This is a genomic window from Stappia sp. (genome assembly GCF_048261845.1).
Lineage (GTDB): Bacteria > Pseudomonadota > Alphaproteobacteria > Rhizobiales > Stappiaceae > Stappia.
Genome location: NZ_JBLXFR010000015.1, coordinates 44,569 through 69,883, shown reverse-complemented (window position 1 = coordinate 69,883; position 25,315 = coordinate 44,569). Strand labels below are relative to the sequence as shown.

Genomic DNA, 25,315 nt, shown 5'->3' with positions numbered 1-25,315 from the left:
ATGTCCCGTGTGAAAAACGGAGCGCGAACCGGAAGAGAGCAGCGCCGCTCCTCCGGTCCGCATGATTGCAAAGAACCCTGCTCCGTCAGCCGAGATCGACGACCTGACGAATGGCGGAACCGTCGTCGAGGCGGTCCATCGCCACATTGATATCGGCGAGCGGCAGCCTGTGGGTCAGCATCTTTTCCACCGGCATGAGCCCGCGCCGGTAAAGCGCGAACATCCGCGGCAGGTCGCGCTGCGGCACGCAGGAGCCGATGAAGCTGCCTTTCAGCGAACGTTCCTCGGCCACCAGCCTGAGCGCATTGAGCGGCATGCGGGCATCGGGATGCGGCAGGCCGGCGGTGACCGTCGTGCCGCCACGCCGTGTCACGTCATAGGCGGTTTCCAGCGCCCGTACGGAGCCTGCCAGTTCGAACGCGTAGTCGACGCCGCCGCCGGTGATGTCGCGCACCTTGGCCACCGTCTCCGCGTCGGCCTTGATCGCGTGGGTCGCGCCCATCCTGAGCGCCACCTCGAGCTTGCTCTCGAACGGGTCGATGGCAACGATCTGGCCTGCACCCGCCGCCGCCGCACCCAGGATCGCGGCCATGCCGACACCGCCGATGCCGACGACCGCCACCTTGGCGCCGGCCTTGATATGGGCAGTGTTGAACACGGCCCCCGCGCCGGTCAGCATGGCGCAGGAAAACAGCGTCGAGATATGCGGCGGAATGTCGTCGTCGGCCTTGACCAGCGACTGCCGCGCCACCACCGCGTGGCTGGCGAAGGCCGAGATGCCGACATGATGGTTCACGGGGCGCCCGTCCATCGACAGGCGCCTGCTGCCGGTGATCAGCTCACCCACGCCATGATGCTGCGCGGCCTTTTCGCACAGCGCCGGCCGCCCTTCCGCGCAGGGCGTGCAGCGCCCGCAGCCGGGCGCGAAGATGCACACGACATGATCGCCGGGCGCCAGATCATCGACACCGGCCCCGACTTCCTCGACATGGCCGGAGGCCTCGTGACCGAGCACCATCGGCAGCGGACGCGGCCGGGTGCCGTTGATCACCGAAAGGTCCGAATGGCACACGCCCGCCGCCGCCAGCCGGATCAGCACCTCGCCCGGGCCCGGCGGATCGAGATCCACCTCGCGGATCGTCAGGGCCTTCGCCTCGGCAAAGCCGGAGGCGATCCCTCCGCGTTCAAGCACGGCCGCGGTAATCTTCATCTGCCTTCCATCCCTTGCTCTTGTCCGCCTGGTCGAGCCAGACTCTTCCTTGACCTGATGCTAGCGTCAAACGGTGCGGATGACAGGCCGGAGTTTGAATTTGATCTCATGCCATAGGTTTTTTCAATATCCGGGTACGGCCCAAATTATTGGTGCACCCCACTGGTAATACCTAGGCTTCGATATCTCGAATGCTCTGGGAGGAAGCTATGAGGAAACTCTGCAGTCTTAAACTCATCGCCGGGCTGGCACTCGCAGCCTCGACCTGTCTTGCGCAGGCCGACGGCGCCCATGACTGGACCAAGTCGCGCTGGGGAGCCGACGACCAGATCGGCGCGGCCAACCTGATGACACCGGAGCGCGTCAAGGCGGCCAGCAGCCTCGTCACCACCGGCAAGGTCTACAGCCTCGGCATGATCGTCGGCAGCGACACGCCGGCCTTTCCCCCGCGCAGCCTGTCGGTGACGGTGCTCCAGCCGAACCAGATCACCAACAGCGGCCTGGGCAACAACGCCTTCACCTACAATGACGACATCTTCATGGGATGGCTGGGCATCGGCCCGCAGATCGACGGTCTCGGCCATGCCGGTGTCGACCATGTCTATTACAACGGCCACAAGGCGGGCGACTTCGCCAAGGCCGCCGGCCTGACGGAGCTCGGCCTGCACAACCTGCCCGGTCTCGTCGGACGCGGCGTGCTGCTCGACATGGCGAAGTTCTACGGCGTCGACATGGTCGAGGAAGGCAAGGCCTACACCGCCGACGACGTGAAGGCGGCAGCCGCCAAACAGGGTGTCGAGCTGCGCGAGGGCGACGTCGTTCTCTTCAACTCCAACTGGATGAACCTGCTCGACGGCGACAATCCCGATCCCAAGCGCTTTGGCGCGGCGGAGCCGGGGCTCGGCGTCAGCGGCGCCGAATATCTCGCCGAGCTCGGCGTGATGGCGGTCGGCGCCGACACATGGGGCATGGAGGTCGTGCCGGCGGAAAAGGAGGGCGACGCGTTCCGCGCCCACCAGATCCTGCAGCCGGAGAACGGCATCTACATCCTCGAAAACATGGACACGCGCGAACTCGCCAAAGACGAGGCGTACGAGTTCCTCTTCGTGCTCGGCCAGGCCCGCCTGAAGGGCGCGGTCCAGATGATCATCAATCCGATCGCCATTCGCTGATCGGGAAACGGACACGCGGGCGGCATGAAATCGCCCGCGGCGAACCAGGGAGTGAAACCATGAAAAGACTGCTTCTGACCACAGCCGCGCTCATCGCGGCACCGCTTGCGGCGCTTGCCGCCGACAAGCCGGCCGAACTGAAGGTGGGTGTCACCACCTTCCTCACCGGCCCGGCCTCGGTCTTCGGCGTTCCGGCCCGCGATGCGGCCGAAATCCTCGTCGAGAAGATCAATGCCGACGGCGGCATCGCCGGCGTTCCGCTCAAGCTCTCCTTCATCGACGAGGGCGCCGGCGCCGAGGCACTGACCTCGGAGTTCCGCCGCCAGGTCGAGAGCGAGGGCGCGCATGCGATGATGGGCGCGATCTCCTCGGGCAACTGCCAGACGCTCGCCCCGCTTGCCGAGGATCTCAAGGTCCTCAACCTGATGTGGGACTGCGGCACGCAGCAGATCTTCGAGAAGAACGACTACAAGTACGTCTTCCGCACCCAGGCCAACGCGACGCCGGAAATGCTGGCGACGGTGCTCTACCTGCTCAAGGTCAAGCCGGACTTCAAGACCATTGCCGTGGTCAACCAGGACTACGCCTGGGGCCGTGACAGCTGGCAGATCTTCTCCACCGCGCTGAAGGCCCTGAAGCCGGATGTCGAGGTGGTCGGCGAGTTCTTCCCGAAATTCGGCGCCGCCGACTTCTCGACCGAGATCTCGCGCCTGCAGGCGATGCAGCCCGATGTCATCCTGTCGACCTCATGGGGCGGCGATCTCGACACGTTCATCCAGCAGGCGGCCCAGCGCGGCCTGATGAACTCGTCGACCTTCGTCATCCCGCTGGCCGAAAGCTCGCTCGAGCGTCTCGGCTCGACCCTGCCGGCCGGCCATATCGTCGGCGCGCGCGGCGACCATTACTTCCTGCATCCCGAGCGCCGGGACGACGCCGACTTCAAGGAGTTCATGGCAGCGTTCGAGGAAAAGACCGGCGCCCACGCGATCTATCCCGTCTTCCACATGAGCCAGGCGCTGGCCGCGCTCGAAGCCGCCTATGACAAGGCCGTCGCGGCCAAGGGCGGCGAGTGGCCGAGCGAGGACGAGGTGATCGCGGCGTTCGAGGGTCTGACCTTCCAGGGACTGGGCCGTGAAGTCACGATCCGCGAGGACAACCAGGGTGTCGAGGCACAGCTTCTGGGCACCAGTGTCCAGACCGGCGACTATCCGTTCGCCACGCTGGAGAACATCATGATCTTCGACGGCGCGGCACTGACGACCCCGGTTGGCCAGGAATCCGTGGAATGGGTCAGCAAGCTGACCCCGGACTATGCCGCGAGCGTCAAGGTCGACAGCTACGACAGGTAATCGAAGCCGGGACCTGACGTCCCGCTTCCTCCCACGCCCCGGGCGCCCGTCGCCCGGGGCGATCTTTACGCGACAACGACGGGCCGCCACGACAGGCAGACTGCCACCCGTGCCGCCGCCCCTTGCGCTGAATGGACGCCCATGAACCTCACAATCTTCCTCCTGGCCCTGTTCGACGGCATCGCCTACGCGGCCCTCGTCTTCAGCGTCGCCGTTGGACTGACGCTGATCTTCGGCGTCATGCGCATCCTCAATGTCGCGCATGGCTCGCTTTACGCGGTCGGTGCCTATCTGACCGTCTCCCTGACAGGCTACATCCTGGCGCTCGGTTTCGCCCCGGTCCTCGCCTTTCCGATGATGATCGTCTCGGCCGTGCTTGTCGGCGTCCTCCTGGGCGGGCCGATCGAGTGGCTGCTGCTCAGGCGCATCTACAACAAGCCCGAGGTCCTGCAGCTTCTCGTCACCTTCGCGGTCTTCATGATCCTCGAGGACGTGCAGCGCCTCGTGTGGGGAACCCAGCCCTATTTCCAGGCCTCCGCCCTGCAGGCGCTGGGCATGATCCGGGTCTTCGGCGTCAACTACACCGTCTACCAGCTCATCATCCTGCCGCTGGTCGCGCTGGTGCTGCTGGTCGGCCTGCGTTTCTTCCTGCGTCACACCATCCTCGGCAAACTGATCCTCGCCACCACCGAGGATCGCGAGGCGGCCCAGTCGATCGGCATCGACGCGGACAAGGTCTTCCTTCTGACCTTCATCGTCGGCGCAGCGCTTGCCGGCCTCGGCGGTGCCCTCGCCTCGCCGACCACCTCGATCCTGCCCGGCATGGGCGCCGACATGATCGTGCTCTCCTTCGCCGTGGTGGCGACCGCCGGCCTCGGCCAGATCGAAGGCGCCGCCTTCACCGCCCTGCTGATCGGCCTCGGCCGCTCCTTCGCGGTCTATGTCTGGCCGGAGACCGCCGTTCTGGTCCCCTACCTGATCATGCTGATCGTCCTGCTGGTGCGGCCCGAGGGTCTGTTCGGCAGCCCGACCGCGCGCAAGATCTGAGGAGCCAGAGATGACCGTCCGACTGGCCATCCCGGCCCTGATCCTCCTCGCCGTCGCCGCGATCCCCTTCGCCGCGCCCTCGCTGCAACTGCTGATGAACCTGGCGCTTGCCAAGGGCATCGCCGTCGTCGGCGTCACCGTGCTCTTGCGCGCCGGACAGGTGTCCTTCGGACATGCCCTGTTCTTCGCCATCGCCGCCTATGCGGCCGCATTCCTCTCGGCCTCGATGCCGGGGGCGGACCTCGTTCTGGTGCTTGTCGTCGCCGTCGCCGGCGCGGCCATCTCCGGCGTTCTCGTCGGCCTCTTCGTGGTGCGCTATCGCGGCATCTTCTTCGGCATGCTGAACCTTGCCTTCTCGATGATCTTCTGGTCGATCCTGGAGAAGTTCTACCACTACACGGGCGGCGCCGACGGCATCCGCCTGCCACGCCCGACCGTCTTCGGCATGGCGCTGGAGCGCGGGCCGTTCGAACTGATCATGTTCTATCTCTCGCTGGCGCTGGTGATCGGCCTCGGCTGGTTCACGGTCCGCTGGTTCGCATCCCCCGCCGGCCAGCTGTTCCAGACGATCAAGACCAACGAGACGCGGCTTCAGTATCTCGGCGTCTCGCCGCAGCGCTCCCTGCTCGGCGGCTACGTCCTGTCCGCCGCCCTGTGCGGAACGGGCGGCGTCCTCATGGGCATCGTCCAGGGCGTCGTGGCGCCGGAGTTCGCCTGGTGGATCCGCTCCGGCGAAATGGTCTTCATCGCCGTTCTCGGCGGCGCCGGATCGGTTGCCGGCGCCTTTGTCGGCGCCGCGATCTACGAGATCGTCCGCACCTATGCCTCCGCCTTCGCCGGAGACATCTGGCAGATGCTGCTCGGCGGCTTCCTGCTTGTCATCGTCATCTTCGCCCCGAAAGGCGTGATCGGCATCTATGACGCAACCCTTGCCCGCCTGACCGGCACCCGGGCGAATGACGGGGAGACGCGCAAATGAGCGAGATCCTTCTCGAGGCCCGCAACCTGCAGATCCGCTTCGGCGGCGTGATCGCCGCCGACGACGTGTCGCTCACCATCGAGCGCGGCAAGAACATGGCGATCATCGGCCCGAACGGCGCCGGCAAGACCACCTTCCTCAACATCTGCACCGGCTGGCTGAAGCCGGCCAGGGGCACGGTGCTGTTCGAGGGGCGCGACGTCACCTCGCTCGCCCCGCGCCGGATCGTGCGGCTTGGCGTTGCCCGTGCCTTCCAGATCCCGCAGCTCTTCACCGAGCACACCGCGCTGGAAAACCTCCTGATCTCGGTCTCGGCCCGCGAGAGGCTGCGCAATCCGCTGCAGGACATGCACACGATCCGCCAGCGCGGGGAAATGCTGCACCTGCTCGACATGGTCGGTTGCGCCGACGTCGCCGACCGGCCGGTCGTGGAACTGTCGGAAGGCCAGCGCAAGCTGATCGACATCGCGGTGGCACTGGCCCTGAAGCCGAAGCTGCTGCTGATGGACGAGCCGACCTCCGGCGTCGCCTCCTCGGAGAAATTCAAGATCATGGAAATCCTGGTGAAGGCGCTCGCCGAGGCGCAGGTGACCAGTGTCTTCGTCGAGCACGACATGGGCATCGTCTCCCGCTACGCCGACGAGGTCGCCGTGTGGGCTGCCGGCAACGTCCAGATGCGCGGCTCGCCCGAGGAGATCCTGCAGCATCCGGACGTGATCCGCGACGTGATCGGGGAGGCCGTGTGATGCTCGAGTTTCGCAATGTCGGCGCCTCGATCGGCATCATCCCGATCCTGCGCAACCTGGACTTTTCGGTCGGCGCGGCGGAGACCGTGGCGCTGATCGGCCGCAACGGCGCCGGAAAGACCACGTTCCTGCGCTCCGTGATGGGCTTCACCTCGGTGAGCGGCGCGATCCGCTTCGAGGGCGAGGACATCACCGGCCTGATCCCGGCGAAGCGGCCGGGCCTTGGCATCGGCTACGCGCCCGAGGACCGGCGTCTCTTTTCCGCCTTCACGGTGGAGGAGAACATCCTTCTGCCGGCGCAGGTCGCCCGTCTCGACGCCGCCGAGACGAAGCGGCGCATCGAGCGCGTCTATCACATCCTTCCCGAACTGAAGGAGATGGCGGGCCGCCCCGCCGGCAACGTCTCCGGCGGACAGGGCAAGATGGTGGCGCTCGGCCGTGCCCTGATGCTCGGCACCAAGCTGGTGATGCTGGACGAACCCTTCCAGGGCCTCGCCCCGGCGCTGGCGCTGCGCTACGCGGACGCGCTCAAGGCGCTGCGCGACACCGACCGCAACGTCACCCTGATCATCACCGAATCCAATCCCTCCCTGCTGCGCGGCTTTGCCGACCGCACGCTCCTGATCGAGCGCGGGGAAATTTCCGAAAGCTCGCTTGAGCACGAAAGGACTGACTGATGAAAGCTGACAGCATCCGCCTGCCGCGCCCGCTCAACCTGATCGACGGCGAATGGGTGGCGGCGGCCTCCGGCAGGGAGATGGACGTCCGCTCGCCCATCGACGGCGAGGTCTTCACCCGGATTGCCGACAGCGGCCCCGAGGATGTGGACGCGGCCGTTGCCGCCGCCCGCGCCGCCTTCGACGGCGGTCCGTGGTCGAGGCTGGCGGCGGCCGAACGCGGCCGGCTGATGATGCGGCTCGGCAACCGCATCCTGGAAGAAGCCGAGGAACTTGCCCGGCTGGAGACGATGGACAACGGCAAGCCGATCAAGCAGGCCCGCGCCGACATGATCGCCACCGCCCGCTATTTCGAGTATTACGGCGGCGGCGCCGACAAGGTGCATGGCGAGGTCATTCCCTTCCTCACCGGCTACCATGCCGAGGTGCGGCGCGAGCCGCACGGCGTCACCGGTCACATCATCCCGTGGAACTATCCCGCGCAGATGTTCGGCCGCTCCATCGCCCCGGCGCTCGCCATGGGCAATGCGACGGTGCTGAAGCCGGCCGAGGACGCCTGCCTGACGGCACTGCGCATCGGTGAGCTGGCCGTCGAGGTCGGCTTCCCCGCCGGCGCCATCAACATCGTCACCGGACGCGGCGAGACCGCCGGCAAGGCGCTGTCCGAACATCCGGACGTCGACTTCATGTCCTTCACCGGTTCGCCGGAAGTGGGCGTGATGATCCAGGTGGCGGCGGCCAAGAACTTCATCGGCTGCACCCTGGAGCTCGGCGGCAAGTCGCCGCAGATCGTTTTCGACGACGCCGATCTCGACGCCGTCTATCCGGTGCTCGTCAACGCCATCATCCAGAATGGCGGCCAGACCTGCTCGGCCGGCTCGCGGGTGCTCATCCAGCGCGGCGTCTACGACAAGGTGATGGCCGAGCTGAAGACGCGCTTCGAGGCCGTCACGGCCTCCGATTCCGGCGAGGACGCCGTGCTCGGACCGTTGATTTCCGCCCGTCAGAAGAAGCGGGTCGAGGCCTATATCGCGGATGCCGATGCACCGCTGGTCGCCCGCGGCTCGATCGCGAAAGGATCTCCGGAAGGCGGCTACTATGTCGCCGCCGCGCTGTTCGGCCCCTGCGAGCCGGGCTCGAAGATCGCCCAGGAGGAAGTGTTCGGCCCGGTGCTCTGCGCCATCCCCTTCGATGACGAGGCGGACGCGATCCGCATCGCCAACGGCACCGACTACGGCCTCGTCGCCGGCATCTGGACGGGCAATGGCGCCCGCCAGCAGCGCATGGCCAAGGCGATGCATTGCGGCCAGGTCTTCATCAACGGCTACGGCGCGGGCGGCGGCATCGAACTGCCCTTCGGCGGCATCCGCAAGTCCGGCCACGGCCGCGAGAAGGGCTTCGCGGCGCTGCACGAATTCTCCCGCATCAAGACCGTCGTCAACAATCACGGCTAAGGACAGACAATGCGACTTCAAGGAAAGACCACCCTCGTCACCGGCGCCGCCTCCGGCTTCGGCAAGGGCATCGCCGAGACCTATGTGCGCGAAGGCGCCAAGGTCGCCATCGTCGACCTCAACGAGGAGGGCGCGAAGGCCGTCGCGGCGGAACTCGGCGACGCGGCCATCGCGATCAAGTGCGACGTCTCGAAGGCCGAGGATGTGCAGGCCGCCGTCGAGGCGACCGTCAAGGCGTTCGGCTCGCTCGACATTGTCGTCAACAATGCCGGCTGGACCAACCCCAACCGGCCCCTGATGGAGACCGACGAGGCGACCTTCCGCAAGATCTACGACATCAACGTCTTGTCGATCTTCCACATGACCAAGACCTGCGTGCCGGTCTGGCGGGCGCAAGGCGGCGGCGTGATGATCAATGTCGGCTCGACCGCCGGCATCCGCCCGCGCCCCGGCCTGACCTGGTACAACTCCTCCAAGGGTGCGGTGAACCTGATGACCCGCAGCCTCGCGGTGGAGCTTGCCCCCGACCGGATCCGCGTCAACGGCATTGCCCCGGTGATGGGCGCCACCGGCCTGCTGGAGCAGTTCATGGGCGTGCCCGACACGCCGGAGAACCGGGCAAAGTTCATCGCCACGATCCCGATGGGCCGCCTGTCGGAGCCGCGCGACATCGCCAATGCATCGCTTTATCTCGCTTCCGACGAGGCCGACTTCATCACCGGCGTGATCCTCGAGGTCGACGGCGGACGCACCATCTGACGACTTTGCGCAAGGCCCCATCGCCTGCCAAGCCCGTGCCTCGGCACGGGCTTTTTTTGTCAGACCGTGGCGGCAGCGCGTTCCAGGATGCGCCGCGCCCGCGCAATCACCGGCGCATCGACCATCGCGCCGTCGACGGCGATGGCCGCAGCGCCCCCTTCCACGGCCGCAAGCACCCGCCGGGCCCAGTCGCATTCCCCCTCGGACGGGGCAAAGCCCTTGCGCGCCGCCGCGATCTGCGCCGGGTGGATGAGCAGCTTGCCGCCAAAGCCGACCGCGACCGCATGGCGGCAATCGTCGGCGATGACATCCTCCTCGCGCAGCGCCGTCGTCACCCCGTCGATGGGTGCAGCCTGGCCGGCGAGCCGCGCCGCCATGGCAAGCGCGAACCGCGCCGGCAACAGGACATCGCGCTCATGGGCGATGCCAAGATCGGCGGCGAAGTCGATGGAACCGGAGGCGATGCGAACGCTCGCCCTGGCGATTTCCTCCGCGGTGCGCAGGCCGCGCGCGCTTTCCACCAGCGCCACGACGGGCAGGCCAGTCGCCTGGCTGACGGCAAGGCAGTCGCCGCCCGTTTCCGCCTTCGGCAGGACAATGCCGGCAAGCGGCAGCCCGGTGCAGGCGGCAAGATCGTCCGCGTGCCACGGCGTGCCGCTTGCATTGATCCGCAAAAGCACCGGCCCCGTCCCGGCAAGCGGAGCGAGCGCCCGTTCGAGCCCGGCCCGCGCGCCCGCCTTGGCATCGGGTGCGACCGCGTCCTCAAGGTCGACGATCACCGCGTCGGCGCCGGCGCCCATCGCCTTGGCGAAACGTTCCGGCCGGTCGCCGGGAACGAAGAGCGGCAGGGTGAGACGATCGACCGTGCCGTCCCGGTCTTTCTCTGTCTTGTCTTTCATCGGGTCCGTCCGTTGGTGTAAAGAGCCGTTTCTCCCCAGCCTGCGCGGACATGGAGGCGATGGCCAATAGCGATTTCGGCGTGGCTCCATTGCACCGGTCTATGGCGACCGGACGCGCGGGGCACCGTACCGGGGCCGGAGGCATAGTCTCCGGCAATAGCCGCAGGGCATCGCCTCTATTACTCCTTGTCGGGGTCATGGGGCATACTGGCGCCAACAACAGGGAGTTGCGTCGACGATGCAGGGCGATCTTTCGGGTCTTATGGTGGTTTCGGTGGAGCAGGCCGTCGCCGCACCCTATCTGTCAGGGCGGCTTGCGGAAGCCGGTGCCCGCGTCATCAAGGTGGAGCGCCCGGAAGGCGATTTCGCCCGCGCCTACGACCATCTGGTGCATGGCGAAAGCGCCTATTTCGTCTGGCTCAACCGCGGCAAGGAATCGGTCTGCCTCGACCTGCGCAAGGACGAGGACAAGGCGCTTCTCGAGGCGATGATCCTCAAGGCGGATGTCTTCATCCAGAATCTGGCGCCCGGCGCCATCGACCGTCTCGGCTTTGCCCCCGACCGGCTGCGCCAGGCCAATCCGCGTCTCATCACCGTGTCGATCTCCGGTTATGGCGACGAGGGCCCGTTCCGCGACCTGAAGGCCTATGATCTGCTGGTCCAGGCCGAAAGCGGCCTCTCGGCCATCACCGGCAATGCCGAAGGGCCGGCCCGTGTGGGTGTTTCCGTTTGCGACATCGCGGCCGGCATGACCTCCCACCAGGCCGTGTTGCAGGCGCTGTTCGCGCGCGAGCGCAGCGGCAAGGGCCGGCACATTGCCGTCTCGCTGTTCCACGCGCTCGCCGACTGGATGAACGTGCCCTACCTGCAATATGCCTATGGCGGCAAGAACCCGGAGCGCAACGGCCTCAACCATCCGACCATCGCGCCCTACGGCGCCTATTCGGGAAGCGACGGCAAGGAAGTGCTGTTCTCCATCCAGAACGAGCGCGAATGGGTCAATTTCTGCCGCGACGTGCTGGAGCGACCCGAGGTTGCCGCCGACACGCGGTTCAACAGCAACTCGCGCCGTGTCGCCCACCGCGCCGAACTCGATGCCATCATCGAGGAGGTCTTCGCCGGCCATCCCCGCGATGCGCTCGCCGACAAGCTGCGCGACGCGCGCATCGCCTTCGGGCGGGTGAGCACGATGGAAGATCTGGTCAAGCACCCCCAGAACCGCCATGTCGAGACGGAGACGCCCACGGGACCGGTGCGCCTGCTCGCCCCCGGCGCGCTGATCGACGGCAAGTCCCCGGAGTTCGGACCGGTTCCGGCCCTTGGCGAGCAGACGGACAAGGTGCGGGCGGAGTTCACCGGTGTCGATGCCTGAGACCTTGCAGACCCCTGATCGCATCCTCGCCATCCTGGCCGACACCGGCGCACGGTCGGTGCTCGACATCGGTTGCGGCGGCGGGGCCCTTTCGGCCACGCTCTCCCGGCACGGGCACGCGATGACAGGCATCGATCCCGACGCGGACGCCATCGCCCGGGCCCGCAAGGGCGTACCGGATGCGCGGTTCGAACAGGCAACGGCGGAAGCCCTGCCCTTCGCGGATGCAAGCCTTGATGCGGCGGTCTTTCTCAACGCCCTGCACCACGTGCCGGTGCCCTTGATGCGCAAGGCGCTTGCCGAGGTGCGGCGGGTGCTGACCCCGGGCGGCACGCTGATCGTCGTCGAGCCGCTGGCGGAGGGGTCGTTCTTCGATGTGATGCGTCCCGTCGAGGACGAGACCGACATCCGCCGCGAGGCGCTTGTCGCGCTTCGCGCCGACATTGCGGCCGGAAACTGGACGGAACTTTCCGAACAGCGCTACGACCGCTTCACCGATTTCGCCTCGGTCGACGGCTTCATCGACTATCTGGTGGCGGTCGATCCGGCACGCCGCGCGAGCGCCGATGCACAGCGCGCGGAACTCGACGCCCTGCTGAAGCACCGCGCAACGCCTGGCGAAAACGGCTTCCGGCTGACCCAGCCGATGCTCCTGGTCGCTCTTTCCCCCGCAGGGTGAAGAAAAGACGGGCCGCCCGCGCTAGTCTTGTCCCGAAAGCCGGGCCTGATAGAAGCTGGGCGCGACCTGCGAGATGCGCCCCGACTGGAACAGCGCCGGCATCGTCCAGTCGGGCTCATCGCCGGCGAACGCGTTGAGGAACGCGATGGCCAGGTTCGGGTCTTCCTCGACATTCTCCCGGAACGACCACCAGGTCCGGATCTCGTCGAATTCCGGGCTGGTCGCCCGCGCCTCGTCGAAATCCTGCTCCAGAACGGCCGAACGCACGTTCAGGCAATAGGCGACATAGGCATAGCCCTCCGGCCAGTAATAGGCCGGATTGGTCTCGTCCGCGTCCTTGGGCAAGGACAGCACCGTGACGGGTTTCTGCCTCATCAGGTTGCGGAGCATCAGGCCGGCGGCGAAGCCGACATAGGATTTCCGGTCGCGCGGATCCCGTGGCTTTTGAGCCTCGAAGTCGCGCAGCCACGCCATGAACACATCCGCGAGCCGCTGCTCGTCGAGCGAGAACACGACACCGGTTTCCCGTGATATGTCGTCAAGCTGACTGGAAAACGAGCCGACGAACCAGCGCAGTCGCCGGATGGCGCGGCGGATCGGCTGGCGATCCGCCCTGGGGGCATCGAGTGTGGAACCGGTCATTGTCGGCCTCAGATCACGCCAGCGTGGCGGCGCAGCACGGGGCCCAGCGCCGCCGCGTCGACACGGGCGTTGCGGCGAGGGGTCTCCTCCGGTGCCGAAAACGTCTCCGGTTCGATCGCCCGCGCGACGGCAAGCGACAGATCGAGCAAGCGCTCCTCGGTATCGGGAGAGACGGGCCGCTCGGCCATCAGCCAGAGGATGAGGCCGGTCACCGCGACATGGACCTGGGCGCGGTCTCCCTCGCGAACGGCACCTTCGACCCCCGGAGCCAGTCCCGCGACATGACGGGCTTCAAGCGCCAGCAGCAATTCGGCCGCGGCCACATCCTTGTCGCCCCCGGACGCGCGCGCGGCGACCTGCGAAAACACAAGCGCCGCCACCGTCTCGCTGACCAGAAGGCGCGCATCGCCAAGCGCCCGCGTCAGGGCATGGGCCGCGACATGGCCGAAATTCGCCGGATCGCAATCGCCGTCCCAGGCCGCGATGTCGCGCGCCGCGCGCGCCACGTCCGCGCGCGAGGGGGCGTTTTCCGCAAGATTGGCCGCATGGATCCCCTCGCCCGCGTCGGCCACCGAACGCGGCAGCGGGCGCAGGGCCGGGGGACGGTGGCGCGCGGCCCGCTCACGCCGCGACGGCGTACGGGCCTCGAGCGCCATCGCGCCGCGCATGATGTCGCGAAGCGGAAGGGCGAGGTCCTGCAATCTCGGGATTTTCGGCGCTGGCAACATGTCGCGAACTCTGAATGGCAGCCCGGGAACGGGTGACAAGATTAGGATATCAGCGGCGTCCTGTCCATGAACTGCAAGGTCTCCTCAAGCGAACTCACCACCGCCTGCGACCCCAGTCCCATGGCGTTCTGGGCGGAGCTTGCCTGCCCCAGCCGGACGCAGTCCTCGACCGACCGGCCAAGATGGAGGCCCGTGGCGAAACCCGCGTTGAAACAGTCGCCGCAGCCGCAGGTGCAGACAACGTCGATGCGGTAGGCGGGGATGTCGATGCGCCGCCCCGAACGGTCGCGATACATCGCCCCTTTTTCGCCCAGCGTCAGGATCACCGCCTTGGTGCCCTGGTCGAGCAGGAAGCTGGCGATATCCTCGAAATCCGTCATTCCCGACAGCGCCATCGCCTCTTCTTCCGAGGGCATGAAAAAGTCGGTATTGCCGAGCAGCGGCGCGATCAGCGGCATGTCGTCCGGCGTCGAGGCGAAGACGTCCAGCGTCGTCAGGCAGCCTTTGGCTTTCGCCGCCGCCATGATCTCGGCCGTCCGGCCCTTGTCCATCCGGTCCATCAGCCCGACGCCGCCGACATGGAAGATCTTCGTGTCGAGCACCCGGTCGACCTGCTCGTCCGTGACGTAGAAGCCCGCTGTCGCCCCGCGCTTGTGCAGGGCCGGACGCTGCCCGTTCGGCCGGGTGGTGACGATCGAGGAGGACGTGGTGAAGCCGCTGCAGCGCTCCAGGTTGGCGACATCGATGCCGAACCGCCCGAGCTTCGCCAGCACCCAGTCGCCCATGTCGTCCTCGCCGACACCGCCGACCGCCTGGACCTTCAGCCCGTGCTTGGCGGCAACGATCGCCGCGCTGCCGGCGGCGCCCGAGACGGCGATGGTGAACTCCTCGACGAAGGAGGTGTTTCCGCCGGACGGGATCTCGTTCACGGGCCGACACAGGCAGTCGAACGTGTAGAAGCCCATCGAAGTGTAGTCGAATGTGGTCATGCCTGCCGAATGCGTTGTCCGGTTTCACCGTCGAAGAAATAGAGCCGATCGCGATCGAATGCGACCGTTTCCGCGACATCGAGTTCGGAGCGATAGTCGCGATCCGCCTTCACCTCGATATTGCCACCATCCGTGCGGATCGTCAGGTAGGTCATGTCGCCGGTCGGCTCCACCCCGAACACCTGGCCCGACAGATGCGCGCCCTCCGCCGTGACACGGCAGTCCTCCGGTCGCACGCCGAGCACGATCTCCCGCGCGCCCTCGATGCCGATGCCGTCAATGGCGATGCCCGGCGCCGTGAACCGGCCGCCGTCGAGGCGTCCGCGAACGAGGTTCATCGGCGGCGAGCCGATGAAACCGGCGACAAAGGTGTTGGCCGGATCGGAATAGATCTGGTCGGGCGTGCCGATCTGCTGGACGCGTCCCCCTTCCATGATCACGATCCGGTCGGCGAGCGTCATCGCCTCGATCTGGTCATGCGTCACGTAGATCGTGGTGATCTTCAACTGGCGCTGCAGGTGCTTGATCTGCACCCGCATCGCCTGACGCAGCTTGGCGTCGAGATTGGACAGGGGCTCGTCCATCAGGAAGACCTGCGGCTGGCGCACGATCGCCCGGGCCAGCGCCGCGCGCTGCCGCTGGCCGCCGGAAAGCGCCCCTGGCTTGCGGTCGAGATAATCGCCAAGCTCGACCATCCCGGCGGCCTGCCGGACGCGCGCGTCGTGTTCGGCCTTGGGCACGCCGCGCATCCGCAGCGGGAAGCGGATGTTCTCGTAGATCGACATGTTCGGATAGAGCGCATAGCCCTGGAACACCATGGCCACGTCCCGGTCGCGCGCGTCGACCTCGTTCATGGCCTCGCCGTCCATGCGGATTTCACCCTCGGAAGGGTCTTCCAGCCCGGCGATCATGCGCATCGTCGTGGTCTTGCCGCAGCCCGAAGGGCCGAGGAACACGACCAGCTCCTCGTCGGCGATGTCGAGATCGACATCGCGCACGCCCCAAACGGCGCCCCACTTCTTCTGAATGCCAGTCAGTTCGATACGTGCCATGTCTCTATCCCTTGACCGCGCCCATCGTCAGGCCGCGCGAGAGGTGCTTCTGGATCGCCACGACGACCAGAAAGACCGGAATGAAGGCGAGGAAGGCGACCAGGGCGATCGCGTTGTAGATGACGCCGTCCGATCCTCCGGTGAAATTCGCCAGCGCCACCGACATGGTGTAGGCGCTCGACGTCGAGGCGATCAGCAGCGTGAACAGGAACTCGTTGATCGCGAAGATCGCGCCGATGACGCCGGCGGTGATGATGCCGGGCAGGATGGCGGGAATGATGATCTCCCACAGAATGCGCATGTCCGACGCGCCGTCGGTGCGCGCCGCGTCCTCCAGCTCCTTCGGGATGTCCAGCATGTAGGAGCGGATGATCCAGGTCACGACGCTCAGGTTGATCGCCGCATAGATCAGCATCAACGCCCAGACCGTGTCGAGCAGGCCGAGATTGCGGAACAGGAAGAAGATCGGGATCGCCACGATCGCCGGCGCCATCATCCGTGTCGACAGGATGTAGAAGCCGATATCCTCGCGCCCGCGATAGGTGTAGCGGGCCAGCGAATAGGCCGCCGGGATGGCCAGCACCAGGTCGATCAGCACCGATCCGATGATCGCCAGCACCGAATTGCGCAGATAGGCCGCCATCGGCCAGTCCGACCAGATCATGTGCCAGGCATCGAGCGAGAATGTCGGCCAGTAGATCGGCTGCGGGGTGACGATCTCCGTGCGCGGGCGCAGGCCGATCGACAGGAACCACAGGACGGGCGCCAGGCAGAACAGCGCCCAGGCCGTGAGGATCAGGTACCGGACGAGCAGGCTCTCGCCCCTGGAACCGCGTTGCGAGGCCATGGGTCAGGTCCTCCCCGAACGAAAGGCGCGCTTCACCACGAGCTGCGCGACGACGATGGTGATCACCAGCATGATGACCGAGGCGGCGGAGGCATATCCGAAGTTGAAGCTCTTGAAGCCCAGCCGGTAGATGAAATAGCTGATCGTCTCGGTTGCCCCGCCCGGCCCGCCCTTGGTGATGATGAAGACATTGGCGAACATGGTGGTGATGTCGATGCCGCGCAGCACGAGTGCGACCGCGATCACCGGCCGCATCAGGGGCAGCGAGATGTTCCAGAAGATCTGCCACCAGCTTGCCCCGTCAAGACGCGCGGCCTCCTCCACCTCCTCGTCCTGGCCCTGCAGCGCGGCGACGAAGATGATGAACAGGAACGGCGTCCACTGCCAGACATCGGCAATGATCAGCGTCGCCCGCGACATCCAGGTCGAGGACGGAATGGCAAGGTTGGAGGAAATCAGCCCGACACGCATCAGGAGGTCGGAGAGGATCCGGCCGTCGAGAAAGGCCAGCTTGTAGATGAAGGCGACCGCCGAGGGCATGAACAGCATCGGCACGAGGAAGGCGATGCGCCAGCCCTGCACCCAGGGATCGCGATAGGCGAAATAGGCGAGCATCAGCGCGAAGAAGCATTCCAGCCCCAGCGCCAGCACCCCGATGACCAGCGTGTTCCACAGCGCCGCCCAGAATTCGCGGTCGGAGAACAGGTCGGCGTAATTCTCGAAACCGATCGGCGTCCAGGAATTGAAGCGCACCAGAAAGAAGCTCTGGTAGACCGCATAGGCCCCCGGATAGAGGGTGATCATCAGCAGGTAGAGAACCGCCGGAGCCACGAGAAGATAGGGAAAGAGTGTCCGCATGCGCTTGCTGCGGCGCTTTCTTGCGGCTGCCACGCGAACCGGGGTGGCAAGGGCCACCCCGGAAGCCGGCAGGGTCGAATCGCTCATGGCGGGAACCTGCATTGCTACGAGTTTGACGGAACGCCCTAGACCGGAAGCGGCTTGCCCTCGCCGACATAGAGCCCCGGCGCAACGGCCGCATAGTCGACCGGCGGACGGCTGCCGTAGAAGCCGTTGCGATCCATGATCTTGCGCACGGCGGCGGCGGCGTTGTCGAGCGCCTCCTTGCCCGCGACCTGGCCGACAAAGGCACGGTTCAGCTCGTTGCCGATCGCCTGCTCCATCTCGAACATGCCCGGCAGTCGCGGCGCGCACCAGGCGTGGTCGAGCGACTTGCTCCACACCTCGGCCGGCTGGCTGACCTTCTGCAGATCCGGATTGGTCAGGACGGAGCGGTAACCCGGTGCAACGCCGTTCGCGTTGGCCTCGTTCATCGCCATGATCGACGAGGTCGTCAGGAAGGCGAGCATCAGGAAGGCCCCTTCCGGGTTCTTGCTCGAAGCTGCGACGCAGGAGGTCGATCCGGCGATGTTGGGCGGCGCGAACCGGCCGCCGGCAATGCGCGGCTCGTAGATGGTGACGAAGTCGCCGACAATCTGCGACTGGTCCGGGCGCATCGCCTGGGTGCCGCTGTCCTGCCAGCTGATATTGGTGGCGACCTGTCCGCCGAGCCAGGCGGCCCGGTTCTCACCCCAGCCGGCGGCGGCAAAGCCCTCGATGGCGTTCTTCGACAGGTCGAGAATGATCTCGAGGCCCTTCTGTCCGGCATCGCCGTTGAAGACCGGCTCCCAGTTCTCGTCGAACAGCATCATGCCGGCCTGCGCGGCGACATGCTCCCAGGTATAGGTCGACCAGAAACCGCGCGCGCCCAAAAGCCCGACGCCGGAAACGCCCGGCTCGACCTTGTTCAGCTCGCCCGACAGGCGGATCAGTTCGTCATAGGTGGGAACCGAGTTCCAGGTATCGATCGGCCCGCCGAGCACCTTCTCCACATACCCCTTGCGCAGATGCACCATCTGCACGTCGCAATCGAACGGGATGCCGTACATCTCGCCGTTGAAATAGCCGTAGTTCAGGCGATAGGTGTCGTAGAAGTCGTCGAGCGGCAGCTTCCACTTGTCGGCATATTCCTGGAGCGGGGCAAGGAAGCCGGGCGCCGCGAAATCGCCGAGCCAGGGCGAGAAGAACTGCAGCGCGTCGAAACTCGCATTGCCGGAAATGAACTCGGCCAGCGCCTTGTCATAGAAACTGTCGTCGGGGATGGGAACCAGCTCGACCTTGATGCCCGACAGCAGCTCGAAGGGAACCAGCCCCTCGGCCGCGGATTCCTGATCGGCCGCACCGATCGCGAAACGGACCGTCGTGCCGGCCAGCTCCTTGCGCACCGCCTCCCAGTCGACGGTGCGGATCCAGTCGATCGCCGGATCCCAGAGCGGCGCATCGCTCATCTTGTAGAGCTCGCGGTAGTCCGCGCGCACGTATTTGGGCACGGAAATGTCGGCGAGGACCTTTGCGGGATCAGGCAGATCGGACTGCGCGAAGGCCGGCAGGGCAACGCCGCCCAGCGACATCCCCATCGCGCCGGCAGCGGCACCGGTCTTCAGAAGCGACCGGCGTGAGATCAGTGTCTGTTGCATCACTTGTCTTTCCTCCCATTGGAATTCCCGCGGCCGATCCTGAATCATGTCCGGTTGGCCGACTGTCGACGATGCTCCTCCTCGTGGCAAGATCAGCCACACCCATATGAACATATGAGATTGCGACAACACTAATGTTCATTCCCATTCCCCTGTCAAGACTGCATAGGACAGGGAAACGAGATTTCTAGCGATACAAAATTGCTGCAATGCACCAATATCCGCATGATTGGATCTGATGTTGAACATATATGTTGACCAATGAACGAAAGTTCTGTTTAAACGGGCCATCACAGTTTCGAGGGCATGCGTTATGACAAGCAATGTTGCGCCGACCGGTCTGGCGCGGGATCTCAGGCAGCGCCAGGACGCGGGAAAGCCGGTCCGTATCGGCCTGATCGGCTGCGGCGAGATGGGCACCGACATCGTCACGCGCGCCGCGCTCATGGACGGCATCGACGTGGCCGCCATCGCCGACCTGACCCCGCAAGCCGCACACAGGGCGGTCGAGATCGCCCATGGCGAGGCGGGACACTCGGCCGACTGCAAGTCGACCGACGACCTCAACGCCCTGGTCGAACGCGGCCGCACGGCCATTGCCTCCGATGCGGCGCAGATCTTCGAAAGCGGGCTGATCGACGTGGTCATCGATGCGACCGGCGTTCCCTCCGTCGGCGCGGAACTGGGCCTTGCCGCCATGGAGCGGGGCAAGCATCTGGTGATGATGAATGTCGAGGCCGACGTGACCATCGGCGCCTTCCTGAAGGCGGAGGCCGAGCGCCTCGGCGTCGTCTATTCGCTCGGCGCGGGCGACGAGCCCTCCTCCTGCATGGAGCTGATCGAATTCGTCTCCGCGATGGGCCACACGATCGTGTCCGCCGGCAAGGGCAAGAACAACCCGCTCAACATCGATGCCACCCCGGACGCCTATGCCGCCGAGGCGAAGGCCCGCAACATGAACGCGCGCATGCTGGTCGAGTTCGTCGACGGGTCCAAGACCATGGTGGAGATGGCCGCCATCGCCAACGCGACGGGCCTTGTCCCCGACAAGCCGGGCATGCACGGTCCCGCCGCCGGGCCGAAGGACCTGTCGAAGATCCTGATCCCGCAGGCCGATGGCGGCGTGCTGTCCGGCGCCGGCCGGGTCGACTATTCCGTCGGCGAGGGTCTCGCCCCCGGGGTCTTCGTCGTCGCCGAAATGCGTCATCCCCGCGTCTGGGAGCGGATGAGCGACCTGAAGATGGGCGAAGGCCCCTACTTCACCTTCATCCGCCCCTACCACCTCACCTCGCTCGAGGTTCCGCTGACCTGCGCCCGCGCCGTTCTCTACGGCAAGGCCGACATGGTTCCCCTCGACCGGCCGACGGCGGAGGTCGCGGCCGTCGCCAAGAAGGATCTCGCCCCCGGCGAGATCCTCGACCAGATCGGCGAGTATTGCTACCGGGCCTGGATCATGGAAGCCGGGGAGGCGCGCGCTGCCAACGCGATCCCTTGCGGCCTGCTGACCGGCGCCAAGGTCACCGCGCCGATCCGCAAGGGCGAACTCATCACCTGTGCCAATGCCGAGGTTCCCGCGAACTCCCGCATCGCCGCCCTGCGCACACGCCAGGACGAGATGCTGTTCGGGGCGGCTGCCCGGGAGCCCGCCAATGCCTGACCTTCCGCCCGAGAACACGCCTTTCGCCATCGCCCGCTACACCGCCGGGGAGCTGAAGGCGGCCTTGCGCAAGATGTACCTGATCCGCAAGTTCGAGGAAGGCGCGGAAGAAAGCTACACGCGCGGCCTCATCCACGGCACCATGCACCTGTCGATCGGCCAGGAGGCCAGCGCCGTCGGCGCCTGCATGGCGCTTGGCGATGCCGACAAGATCACCTCCACCCATCGCGGACATGGCCACTGTGTCGCCAAGGGCGCCGACGTGTCGCGGATGTTCGCCGAGTTCTTCGGCAAGGAAACCGGATATTGCCGGGGCCGCGGCGGGTCGATGCACATCGCCGACGTGGAAAAGGGCAATCTCGGCGCCAACGGCATTGTCGGCGGCGGCCTGCCGATTGCCGTCGGCGCGGCGCTCGCCGCCAGGCGGCTCGGCACCGGTGCGGTCACCGTCTGCTTCTTCGGCGACGGCGCCAACAACGAGGGCGCCTTCCACGAGGCGCTGAACATGGCCGCCGTGTGGAAACTGCCCGTCGTCTTCGTCTGCGAGAACAACAAATACGGCATGTCGACTTCGACGGAGCGCTCGACGGCGGTCAAGCAGATCGCCACCCGCGCCGCTGCCTATGCAATGCCCGGCGTCACCGTCGACGGCAACGACTTCTCCGCCGTCAGCGAGGCGATGGACGCAGCCATCGCCCGCGCCCGGGCCGGCGAGGGTCCCTCGCTGGTGGAACCCATGACCTATCGCTGGCGCGGCCACTCCAAGTCGGACCGCAACCGCTATCGCAGCAAGGAAGAGATCGCCGAGTGGATGTCGCGCGATCCGATCGTCCGCATGGCGGACATGCTGGTCGAGCACGGCATCGCCTCGCGCGAGGAAATCGCCGCACTTGAAGCCGACGCCGACCGCGAGATCGCCGAGGCGATCGAGTTCGCCAAGGCCGGCGAGAACCCGAAAGTCGCCGAAGTCACCCGCGACGTCTACACGGAAGCAGCGCAATGAACATGGATGCGGGAACCGCCGCCCGGCAGGGGCAGGAGACGCGCGAACTCTCCTATGCCGAAGCCATCCGCGAGGCGATGGACATCGCGCTGGCCGCCGACGAGCGCGTCGTGCTGATGGGCGAGGATATCGGCGTCTATGGCGGCGCGTTCCAGGTCGCGAGCGACCTCGTCCACAAATACGGGCCCGACCGGGTCATCGACACGCCGATCTCCGAACTGGGCGGCGCGGGTGTTGCCGTCGGCGCGGCGATGACGGGACTGCGCCCGATCTTCGAGTTCCAGTTCTCCGACTTCGCCACGCTCGCCATGGAACAGATCGTCAACCAGGCCGCCAAGGTACGCTACATGCTCGGCGGCGCCGTCTCCGTGCCGGTCGTGATGCGCATGCCGGCCGGCTCGGGAACCGGGGCCGCCGCCCAGCACAGCCAGAGCCTGGAGGCATGGTTCGCCCATGTCCCGGGGCTGAAGGTGGTGCAGCCCTCGACGCCGGAAGATGCCAAGGGGCTGCTGCTCGCCGCCCTGGAGGATCCCGATCCGGTGCTGATCTTCGAGCACAAGATCCTCTACAAGATGAAAGGCGAGGTGCCGGAGGGGCACTACCTGACCCCGATCGGCAAGGCCGCGATCCGCCGCGAGGGCAGCCATCTCACCATCGTCGCGACCTCCATCATGGTGCACAAGGCGCTGGAAGCGGCGCGCACGCTCGCCGGCGAAGGCATCGAGGCCGAGGTCATCGACCTGCGGACGATCCGCCCCATCGACCGGGACACGGTGCTGGGCAGCGTGCGCAAGACATCGCGGCTGCTCTGCGTCTACGAAGGCGTCAAGACGCTGGGCATCGGCGCGGAGATCAGCGCCATGGTCGCCGAGAGCGATGCCTTCGACTATCTCGACGCGCCGATCATCCGGCTCGGCGGGGCCGAGTGCCCGATCCCCTACAACCCGGATCTCGAACGCGCCGCCGTGCCCCAGGTGCCCGACATTCTCGAGGCCGCCCGCGCCCTTGCAGGGGAGCGCGTCTGAGATGCCGGTCGAAGTCATCATGCCGAAGGTCGACATGGACATGACGAGCGGCCGCATCGCCGTGTGGCATGTGGAGGCAGGTGCCCGGGTGGAGAAATCCGAGGCCCTGTTCGACATCGAGACCGACAAGGCGGCGATGGAAGTGGAAAGCCCCGCCTCCGGCACCCTTCATCACGTGATCGCGGAGGCCGGTTCGGAGGTCGGGATCGGTCAGCCCGTTGCCTGGATCTATGCCGATGGCGAAGCTGTCGGACCGCGACCCGACGGCCTCGCCGGCGACGGCCCGCATGACACACCCGCTCCCGTGGCATCGGATCCCGGCGAAGGAATGTCCGGCACAGCGTGCCCTCCCGCCCCTTCCTCCCCGGAAGAGCCCGCCAAACGGACCCCGGAGCCGGCGCCCTCGGGCGCCGGCTTCTCTCTCCCCCATTCCGCTTCTGCCCATACCCCTTCTTCCCGGGCGACACCCAAGGCGCGCAGGCTGGCGCGGGACAATGGCCTGGAAATCGCGGCGATGGGCGGCAGCGGCCCGCGCGGACGCATCCAGGCGGGCGACGTGGCGCGCCATCTGGAATCGCTCTCCCAACCCGGAATCGCACCCGCCGCCCCTCTTCACTGGAGCGCGGAAGCCGGGCCGCTTTCGGTCTTGCGCAGCGGCAAGGGCGACAAGACGCCTTTCGTCCTCTTGCACGGCTTTGCCAGCGATGGCGCAAGCTGGGCGCCGCTCCTGGCAAGCCTGCCGAAGGGGCACCCGGTCTACCGGATCGAGCTCCCCTGCCATGGCCGCTCGCCCCGGCGCCGGATCGCCTCCTTCGCCGAACTGGTGCGCGACATGCGGCAGGCCTTTGACGGGCTCGGCCTTGAACGGGCCCATCTCGTCGGCCATTCGCTTGGCGGTGCCGTCGCCGCCGCGCTGGCCGACACGCGCGCGCGCCGGATCGCCTCGCTGACGCTTCTCAGCCCCGCCGGCCTTGGACCGGAGATCAACGGCCCGGCGCTTGCCGGCATTGCCCGGGCAACACGCGCCGAGAGCCTTGCCCCCTGGCTGAAGCTGCTGCCGGCCGACGAGGAAACGGTCAGCTGGAACTATGTCCGCTCGGTCATGCTGACCCGTGCCGATCCCGCCCTGCGGGCGGCCCAGGCCGACCTTGCCGAGCATCTCTTTCCCGACGGGGTGCAGGCCTTTTCCATCGCCGCCGCGCTCGACCGGATCGAGCTTCCAACGCGCATCGTCTGGGGCAGGCGCGACCGCATCATTCCCTGGTCGCACGCGCTCAGGGCGCCCGGGCGGGTGTCGCTGAACCTCTTCGAGAACGCGGGGCACCTGCCGCATATCGAGCTTGCCGGGCAGATTGGTATTTTGTTTGCCGACATGAAATGATAGCAGGATTGGCTCGCCGGACCGGCGGGCGGTTCCATCCTTGCAGGAGTTGTGCGTGGCGGAAGTGCTGGGGAAACGGGACGCGCCTGTCGTCGACAGCCCGTTGCAGTCGCCGGGCGACCCGAATCTGCAGCTGCGGATCCGCGCCGCCTGGATCTATTACATCGAGGGCCGCACCCAGAACGAGGTCGCCCAGACACTCGGCGTCAACCGCGTCGCCGTCACGAGGCTGCTGTCGGAGGCGAGGCGACGCGGCGAGGTGGTCATCCGGATCAAGTCCAGCCTTGGCCCGATCGTCGAGTTGCAGCGGAAGCTGGAGAAGGCATTCGGCTTCGACAAGGCGATCGTCGCCCCCTTCTCCGATCCGGCCGGCGACCCGACCCGCGTGATCGCGGCAACCGCCGGCGAACACGTCTCCTCGATCATGGCCAACAACATGACGGTCGGCGTCGGCTGGGGCCGCACCCTGCACGCAACGCTCTCCCATATCGAGGGCAAGCCGCTCGACAATGTCCGCATCGTCTCGCTGCTCGGCGGCATCGCCCAGGCCAAGCGCTTCAATCCGGCCGAATTCGCCTGGCAGTTCGCCGAGCTGTTCGATGCGGAGGGCTTTCTCGTTCCCGCGCCGGCGCTGGTCGACAGCCCGCAGACACGCCACGCGCTGCTGGAACATTGCGGCCTCGACCAGATCCTGCAAATGGCGGAGGCGAGCGACGTCGCCCTCCTCTCCTGCGGCGGCATCGCCAGCCTGACGACCTCCTACCGGCTGGGACACCTGTCGGAGGCGGAGCGGGTCTCGCTGGCCGCTGCCGGCGCGGTGGGCGACGTGCTCTACAATTTCATCGACGCGGACGGCCGTCTCGTCGATCACGACGTCAACCGCCGCACCCTGGCGCTGCCCATCGACAGGCTGGCCCGCATCCGCAAGAAGGTGCTGATCTCCGGCGGCCCGGAAAAGCACGTGATCATGCGCGCCTGCATCAAGGCGCTGCAGCCTTCCACCCTGATCACGGACGAACAGACGGCCCTGGCCCTGATCGAGGGCCGTTAGGGCCTCGTTCTCTCCGCATTTTTTCCAATGTGACGGCATCTTTCACACGGGCTTCATTAAACC

24 protein-coding genes are annotated in these 25,315 nt (G+C 66.6%); 15 read left to right on the top strand and 9 right to left on the bottom strand.

What is annotated here, in order from left to right; translation table 11 throughout:
• Nucleotides 1–85 precede the first annotated feature (85 nt).
• A complete protein-coding gene (locus tag ACN0T5_RS08760) occupies nt 86–1,210 on the bottom strand; it encodes a zinc-binding dehydrogenase (protein WP_417768242.1) in 1,125 nt (374 codons plus the stop codon).
• A 209-nt stretch (nt 1,211–1,419) separates the two neighbouring features.
• On the opposite strand from ACN0T5_RS08760, the gene ACN0T5_RS08755 reads away from it, so the two are divergent.
• From ACN0T5_RS08755 to ACN0T5_RS08720, 8 genes are all read left to right on the top strand, one after another.
• Nucleotides 1,420–2,382, top strand: a complete 963-nt coding sequence (locus tag ACN0T5_RS08755; protein ID WP_417768241.1) for a cyclase family protein — start codon at nt 1,420–1,422, stop codon at nt 2,380–2,382.
• A 59-nt stretch (nt 2,383–2,441) separates the two neighbouring features.
• The gene (locus tag ACN0T5_RS08750) at nt 2,442–3,731 is read left to right on the top strand and encodes an ABC transporter substrate-binding protein (RefSeq protein ID WP_417768240.1); all 1,290 of its coding nucleotides are present in this window, start codon (nt 2,442–2,444) and stop codon (nt 3,729–3,731) included.
• Nucleotides 3,732–3,872: 141 nt separating this feature from the next.
• Nucleotides 3,873–4,778: a branched-chain amino acid ABC transporter permease gene (locus ACN0T5_RS08745; RefSeq protein WP_417768239.1), complete on the top strand. Its 906-nt coding sequence runs from the start codon at nt 3,873–3,875 to the stop codon at nt 4,776–4,778.
• 10 nt (nt 4,779–4,788) lie between these two features.
• Nucleotides 4,789–5,757, top strand: a complete 969-nt coding sequence (locus ACN0T5_RS08740; protein ID WP_417768238.1) for a branched-chain amino acid ABC transporter permease — start codon at nt 4,789–4,791, stop codon at nt 5,755–5,757.
• Nucleotides 5,754–6,503 carry an ABC transporter ATP-binding protein gene (locus ACN0T5_RS08735; protein ID WP_417768237.1) on the top strand — a complete coding sequence of 250 codons (750 nt, stop codon included), beginning with the start codon at nt 5,754–5,756 and terminating at the stop codon, nt 6,501–6,503. The genes ACN0T5_RS08740 and ACN0T5_RS08735 overlap by 4 nt, the downstream gene beginning before the upstream one ends.
• The gene (locus ACN0T5_RS08730; protein ID WP_417768236.1) at nt 6,503–7,180 is read left to right on the top strand and encodes an ABC transporter ATP-binding protein; all 678 of its coding nucleotides are present in this window, start codon (nt 6,503–6,505) and stop codon (nt 7,178–7,180) included. Before ACN0T5_RS08735 ends, ACN0T5_RS08730 begins: the two co-directional genes overlap by 1 nt.
• On the top strand, nt 7,180–8,634 hold the full coding sequence (locus tag ACN0T5_RS08725; RefSeq protein ID WP_417768235.1) for an aldehyde dehydrogenase family protein: 1,455 nt from the start codon (nt 7,180–7,182) through the stop codon (nt 8,632–8,634). Before ACN0T5_RS08730 ends, ACN0T5_RS08725 begins: the two co-directional genes overlap by 1 nt.
• 9 nt (nt 8,635–8,643) lie before the next feature.
• On the top strand, nt 8,644–9,393 hold the full coding sequence (locus ACN0T5_RS08720) for an SDR family oxidoreductase (protein WP_417768234.1): 750 nt from the start codon (nt 8,644–8,646) through the stop codon (nt 9,391–9,393).
• Between the two features lie 59 nt (nt 9,394–9,452).
• Here ACN0T5_RS08720 and ACN0T5_RS08715 read toward each other — a convergent pair whose 3' ends face one another.
• Nucleotides 9,453–10,292, bottom strand: coding sequence for an HpcH/HpaI aldolase/citrate lyase family protein (locus ACN0T5_RS08715; protein ID WP_417768233.1), 840 nt, complete (start codon nt 10,290–10,292; stop codon nt 9,453–9,455).
• 238 nt (nt 10,293–10,530) lie between these two features.
• Between ACN0T5_RS08715 and ACN0T5_RS08710 the strand changes: the two genes are divergently transcribed.
• Both ACN0T5_RS08710 and ACN0T5_RS08705 read left to right on the top strand, forming a co-directional pair.
• Nucleotides 10,531–11,664 (top strand): CaiB/BaiF CoA transferase family protein, encoded by a 1,134-nt coding sequence (locus tag ACN0T5_RS08710; RefSeq protein WP_417768232.1) that lies wholly within the window; start codon nt 10,531–10,533, stop codon nt 11,662–11,664.
• Nucleotides 11,657–12,343 (top strand): class I SAM-dependent methyltransferase, encoded by a 687-nt coding sequence (locus ACN0T5_RS08705; protein WP_417768231.1) that lies wholly within the window; start codon nt 11,657–11,659, stop codon nt 12,341–12,343. Before ACN0T5_RS08710 ends, ACN0T5_RS08705 begins: the two co-directional genes overlap by 8 nt.
• 21 nt (nt 12,344–12,364) lie before the next feature.
• On the opposite strand, the gene ACN0T5_RS08700 is transcribed toward ACN0T5_RS08705, so the two are convergent.
• From ACN0T5_RS08700 to ACN0T5_RS08670, 7 genes are all read right to left on the bottom strand, one after another.
• Nucleotides 12,365–12,985, bottom strand: coding sequence for a hypothetical protein (locus ACN0T5_RS08700; protein WP_417768230.1), 621 nt, complete (start codon nt 12,983–12,985; stop codon nt 12,365–12,367).
• 8 nt (nt 12,986–12,993) lie between these two features.
• Nucleotides 12,994–13,686, bottom strand: a complete 693-nt coding sequence (locus tag ACN0T5_RS08695; RefSeq protein ID WP_417768229.1) for a hypothetical protein — start codon at nt 13,684–13,686, stop codon at nt 12,994–12,996.
• Between the two features lie 68 nt (nt 13,687–13,754).
• On the bottom strand, nt 13,755–14,702 hold the full coding sequence (locus ACN0T5_RS08690) for a carbohydrate kinase family protein (protein WP_417768228.1): 948 nt from the start codon (nt 14,700–14,702) through the stop codon (nt 13,755–13,757).
• A complete protein-coding gene (locus ACN0T5_RS08685; protein ID WP_417768227.1) occupies nt 14,699–15,754 on the bottom strand; it encodes an ABC transporter ATP-binding protein in 1,056 nt (351 codons plus the stop codon). The genes ACN0T5_RS08690 and ACN0T5_RS08685 overlap by 4 nt, the downstream gene beginning before the upstream one ends.
• A gap of 4 nt (nt 15,755–15,758) precedes the next feature.
• Nucleotides 15,759–16,601 carry a carbohydrate ABC transporter permease gene (locus ACN0T5_RS08680; protein WP_417768226.1) on the bottom strand — a complete coding sequence of 281 codons (843 nt, stop codon included), beginning with the start codon at nt 16,599–16,601 and terminating at the stop codon, nt 15,759–15,761.
• Between the two features lie 3 nt (nt 16,602–16,604).
• Entirely contained in the window at nt 16,605–17,546 is a 942-nt protein-coding gene (locus ACN0T5_RS08675) for a carbohydrate ABC transporter permease (protein WP_417768225.1), read from the bottom strand.
• 38 nt (nt 17,547–17,584) lie between these two features.
• Entirely contained in the window at nt 17,585–19,135 is a 1,551-nt protein-coding gene (locus tag ACN0T5_RS08670; RefSeq protein ID WP_417768224.1) for an extracellular solute-binding protein, read from the bottom strand.
• Nucleotides 19,136–19,448: 313 nt separating this feature from the next.
• Between ACN0T5_RS08670 and ACN0T5_RS08665 the strand changes: the two genes are divergently transcribed.
• The 5 genes from ACN0T5_RS08665 to ACN0T5_RS08645 are packed head-to-tail and all read left to right on the top strand — an operon-like array spanning nt 19,449 to nt 25,252.
• A complete protein-coding gene (locus tag ACN0T5_RS08665) occupies nt 19,449–20,792 on the top strand; it encodes an NAD(P)H-dependent oxidoreductase (protein WP_417768223.1) in 1,344 nt (447 codons plus the stop codon).
• The gene (locus ACN0T5_RS08660; RefSeq protein ID WP_417768222.1) at nt 20,785–21,795 is read left to right on the top strand and encodes a thiamine pyrophosphate-dependent dehydrogenase E1 component subunit alpha; all 1,011 of its coding nucleotides are present in this window, start codon (nt 20,785–20,787) and stop codon (nt 21,793–21,795) included. Before ACN0T5_RS08665 ends, ACN0T5_RS08660 begins: the two co-directional genes overlap by 8 nt.
• Nucleotides 21,792–22,820: an alpha-ketoacid dehydrogenase subunit beta gene (locus ACN0T5_RS08655; protein WP_417768221.1), complete on the top strand. Its 1,029-nt coding sequence runs from the start codon at nt 21,792–21,794 to the stop codon at nt 22,818–22,820. The genes ACN0T5_RS08660 and ACN0T5_RS08655 overlap by 4 nt, the downstream gene beginning before the upstream one ends.
• Nucleotide 22,821: 1 nt before the next feature.
• Nucleotides 22,822–24,201, top strand: a complete 1,380-nt coding sequence (locus ACN0T5_RS08650) for an acetoin dehydrogenase dihydrolipoyllysine-residue acetyltransferase subunit (RefSeq protein ID WP_417768220.1) — start codon at nt 22,822–22,824, stop codon at nt 24,199–24,201.
• 55 nt (nt 24,202–24,256) lie between these two features.
• The gene (locus ACN0T5_RS08645; protein WP_417768219.1) at nt 24,257–25,252 is read left to right on the top strand and encodes a sugar-binding transcriptional regulator; all 996 of its coding nucleotides are present in this window, start codon (nt 24,257–24,259) and stop codon (nt 25,250–25,252) included.
• The last annotated feature ends 63 nt before the right edge of the window (nt 25,253–25,315 follow it).

Excerpts from the sequence above, each read along its gene's own strand:
- ACN0T5_RS08670 (WP_417768224.1), bottom strand. The coding sequence starts at position 19,135 with ATGCAACAGACACTGATCTCACGCCGGTCGCTTCTGAAGACCGGTGCC.
- ACN0T5_RS08720 (WP_417768234.1), top strand. The coding sequence starts at position 8,644 with ATGCGACTTCAAGGAAAGACCACCCTCGTCACCGGCGCCGCCTCCGGC.
- ACN0T5_RS08760 (WP_417768242.1), bottom strand. The coding sequence starts at position 1,210 with ATGAAGATTACCGCGGCCGTGCTTGAACGCGGAGGGATCGCCTCCGGC.
- ACN0T5_RS08690 (WP_417768228.1), bottom strand. The coding sequence starts at position 14,702 with ATGACCACATTCGACTACACTTCGATGGGCTTCTACACGTTCGACTGC.
- ACN0T5_RS08680 (WP_417768226.1), bottom strand. The coding sequence starts at position 16,601 with ATGGCCTCGCAACGCGGTTCCAGGGGCGAGAGCCTGCTCGTCCGGTAC.
- ACN0T5_RS08685 (WP_417768227.1), bottom strand. The coding sequence starts at position 15,754 with ATGGCACGTATCGAACTGACTGGCATTCAGAAGAAGTGGGGCGCCGTT.
- ACN0T5_RS08675 (WP_417768225.1), bottom strand. The coding sequence starts at position 17,546 with ATGAGCGATTCGACCCTGCCGGCTTCCGGGGTGGCCCTTGCCACCCCG.
- ACN0T5_RS08700 (WP_417768230.1), bottom strand. The coding sequence starts at position 12,985 with ATGACCGGTTCCACACTCGATGCCCCCAGGGCGGATCGCCAGCCGATC.
- ACN0T5_RS08735 (WP_417768237.1), top strand. The coding sequence starts at position 5,754 with ATGAGCGAGATCCTTCTCGAGGCCCGCAACCTGCAGATCCGCTTCGGC.
- ACN0T5_RS08650 (WP_417768220.1), top strand. The coding sequence starts at position 22,822 with ATGCCGGTCGAAGTCATCATGCCGAAGGTCGACATGGACATGACGAGC.
- ACN0T5_RS08745 (WP_417768239.1), top strand. The coding sequence starts at position 3,873 with ATGAACCTCACAATCTTCCTCCTGGCCCTGTTCGACGGCATCGCCTAC.
- ACN0T5_RS08730 (WP_417768236.1), top strand. The coding sequence starts at position 6,503 with ATGCTCGAGTTTCGCAATGTCGGCGCCTCGATCGGCATCATCCCGATC.
- ACN0T5_RS08710 (WP_417768232.1), top strand. The coding sequence starts at position 10,531 with ATGCAGGGCGATCTTTCGGGTCTTATGGTGGTTTCGGTGGAGCAGGCC.
- ACN0T5_RS08665 (WP_417768223.1), top strand. The coding sequence starts at position 19,449 with ATGACAAGCAATGTTGCGCCGACCGGTCTGGCGCGGGATCTCAGGCAG.
- ACN0T5_RS08715 (WP_417768233.1), bottom strand. The coding sequence starts at position 10,292 with ATGAAAGACAAGACAGAGAAAGACCGGGACGGCACGGTCGATCGTCTC.
- ACN0T5_RS08740 (WP_417768238.1), top strand. The coding sequence starts at position 4,789 with ATGACCGTCCGACTGGCCATCCCGGCCCTGATCCTCCTCGCCGTCGCC.
- ACN0T5_RS08755 (WP_417768241.1), top strand. The coding sequence starts at position 1,420 with ATGAGGAAACTCTGCAGTCTTAAACTCATCGCCGGGCTGGCACTCGCA.
- ACN0T5_RS08750 (WP_417768240.1), top strand. The coding sequence starts at position 2,442 with ATGAAAAGACTGCTTCTGACCACAGCCGCGCTCATCGCGGCACCGCTT.
- ACN0T5_RS08705 (WP_417768231.1), top strand. The coding sequence starts at position 11,657 with ATGCCTGAGACCTTGCAGACCCCTGATCGCATCCTCGCCATCCTGGCC.
- ACN0T5_RS08725 (WP_417768235.1), top strand. The coding sequence starts at position 7,180 with ATGAAAGCTGACAGCATCCGCCTGCCGCGCCCGCTCAACCTGATCGAC.
- ACN0T5_RS08655 (WP_417768221.1), top strand. The coding sequence starts at position 21,792 with ATGAACATGGATGCGGGAACCGCCGCCCGGCAGGGGCAGGAGACGCGC.
- ACN0T5_RS08660 (WP_417768222.1), top strand. The coding sequence starts at position 20,785 with ATGCCTGACCTTCCGCCCGAGAACACGCCTTTCGCCATCGCCCGCTAC.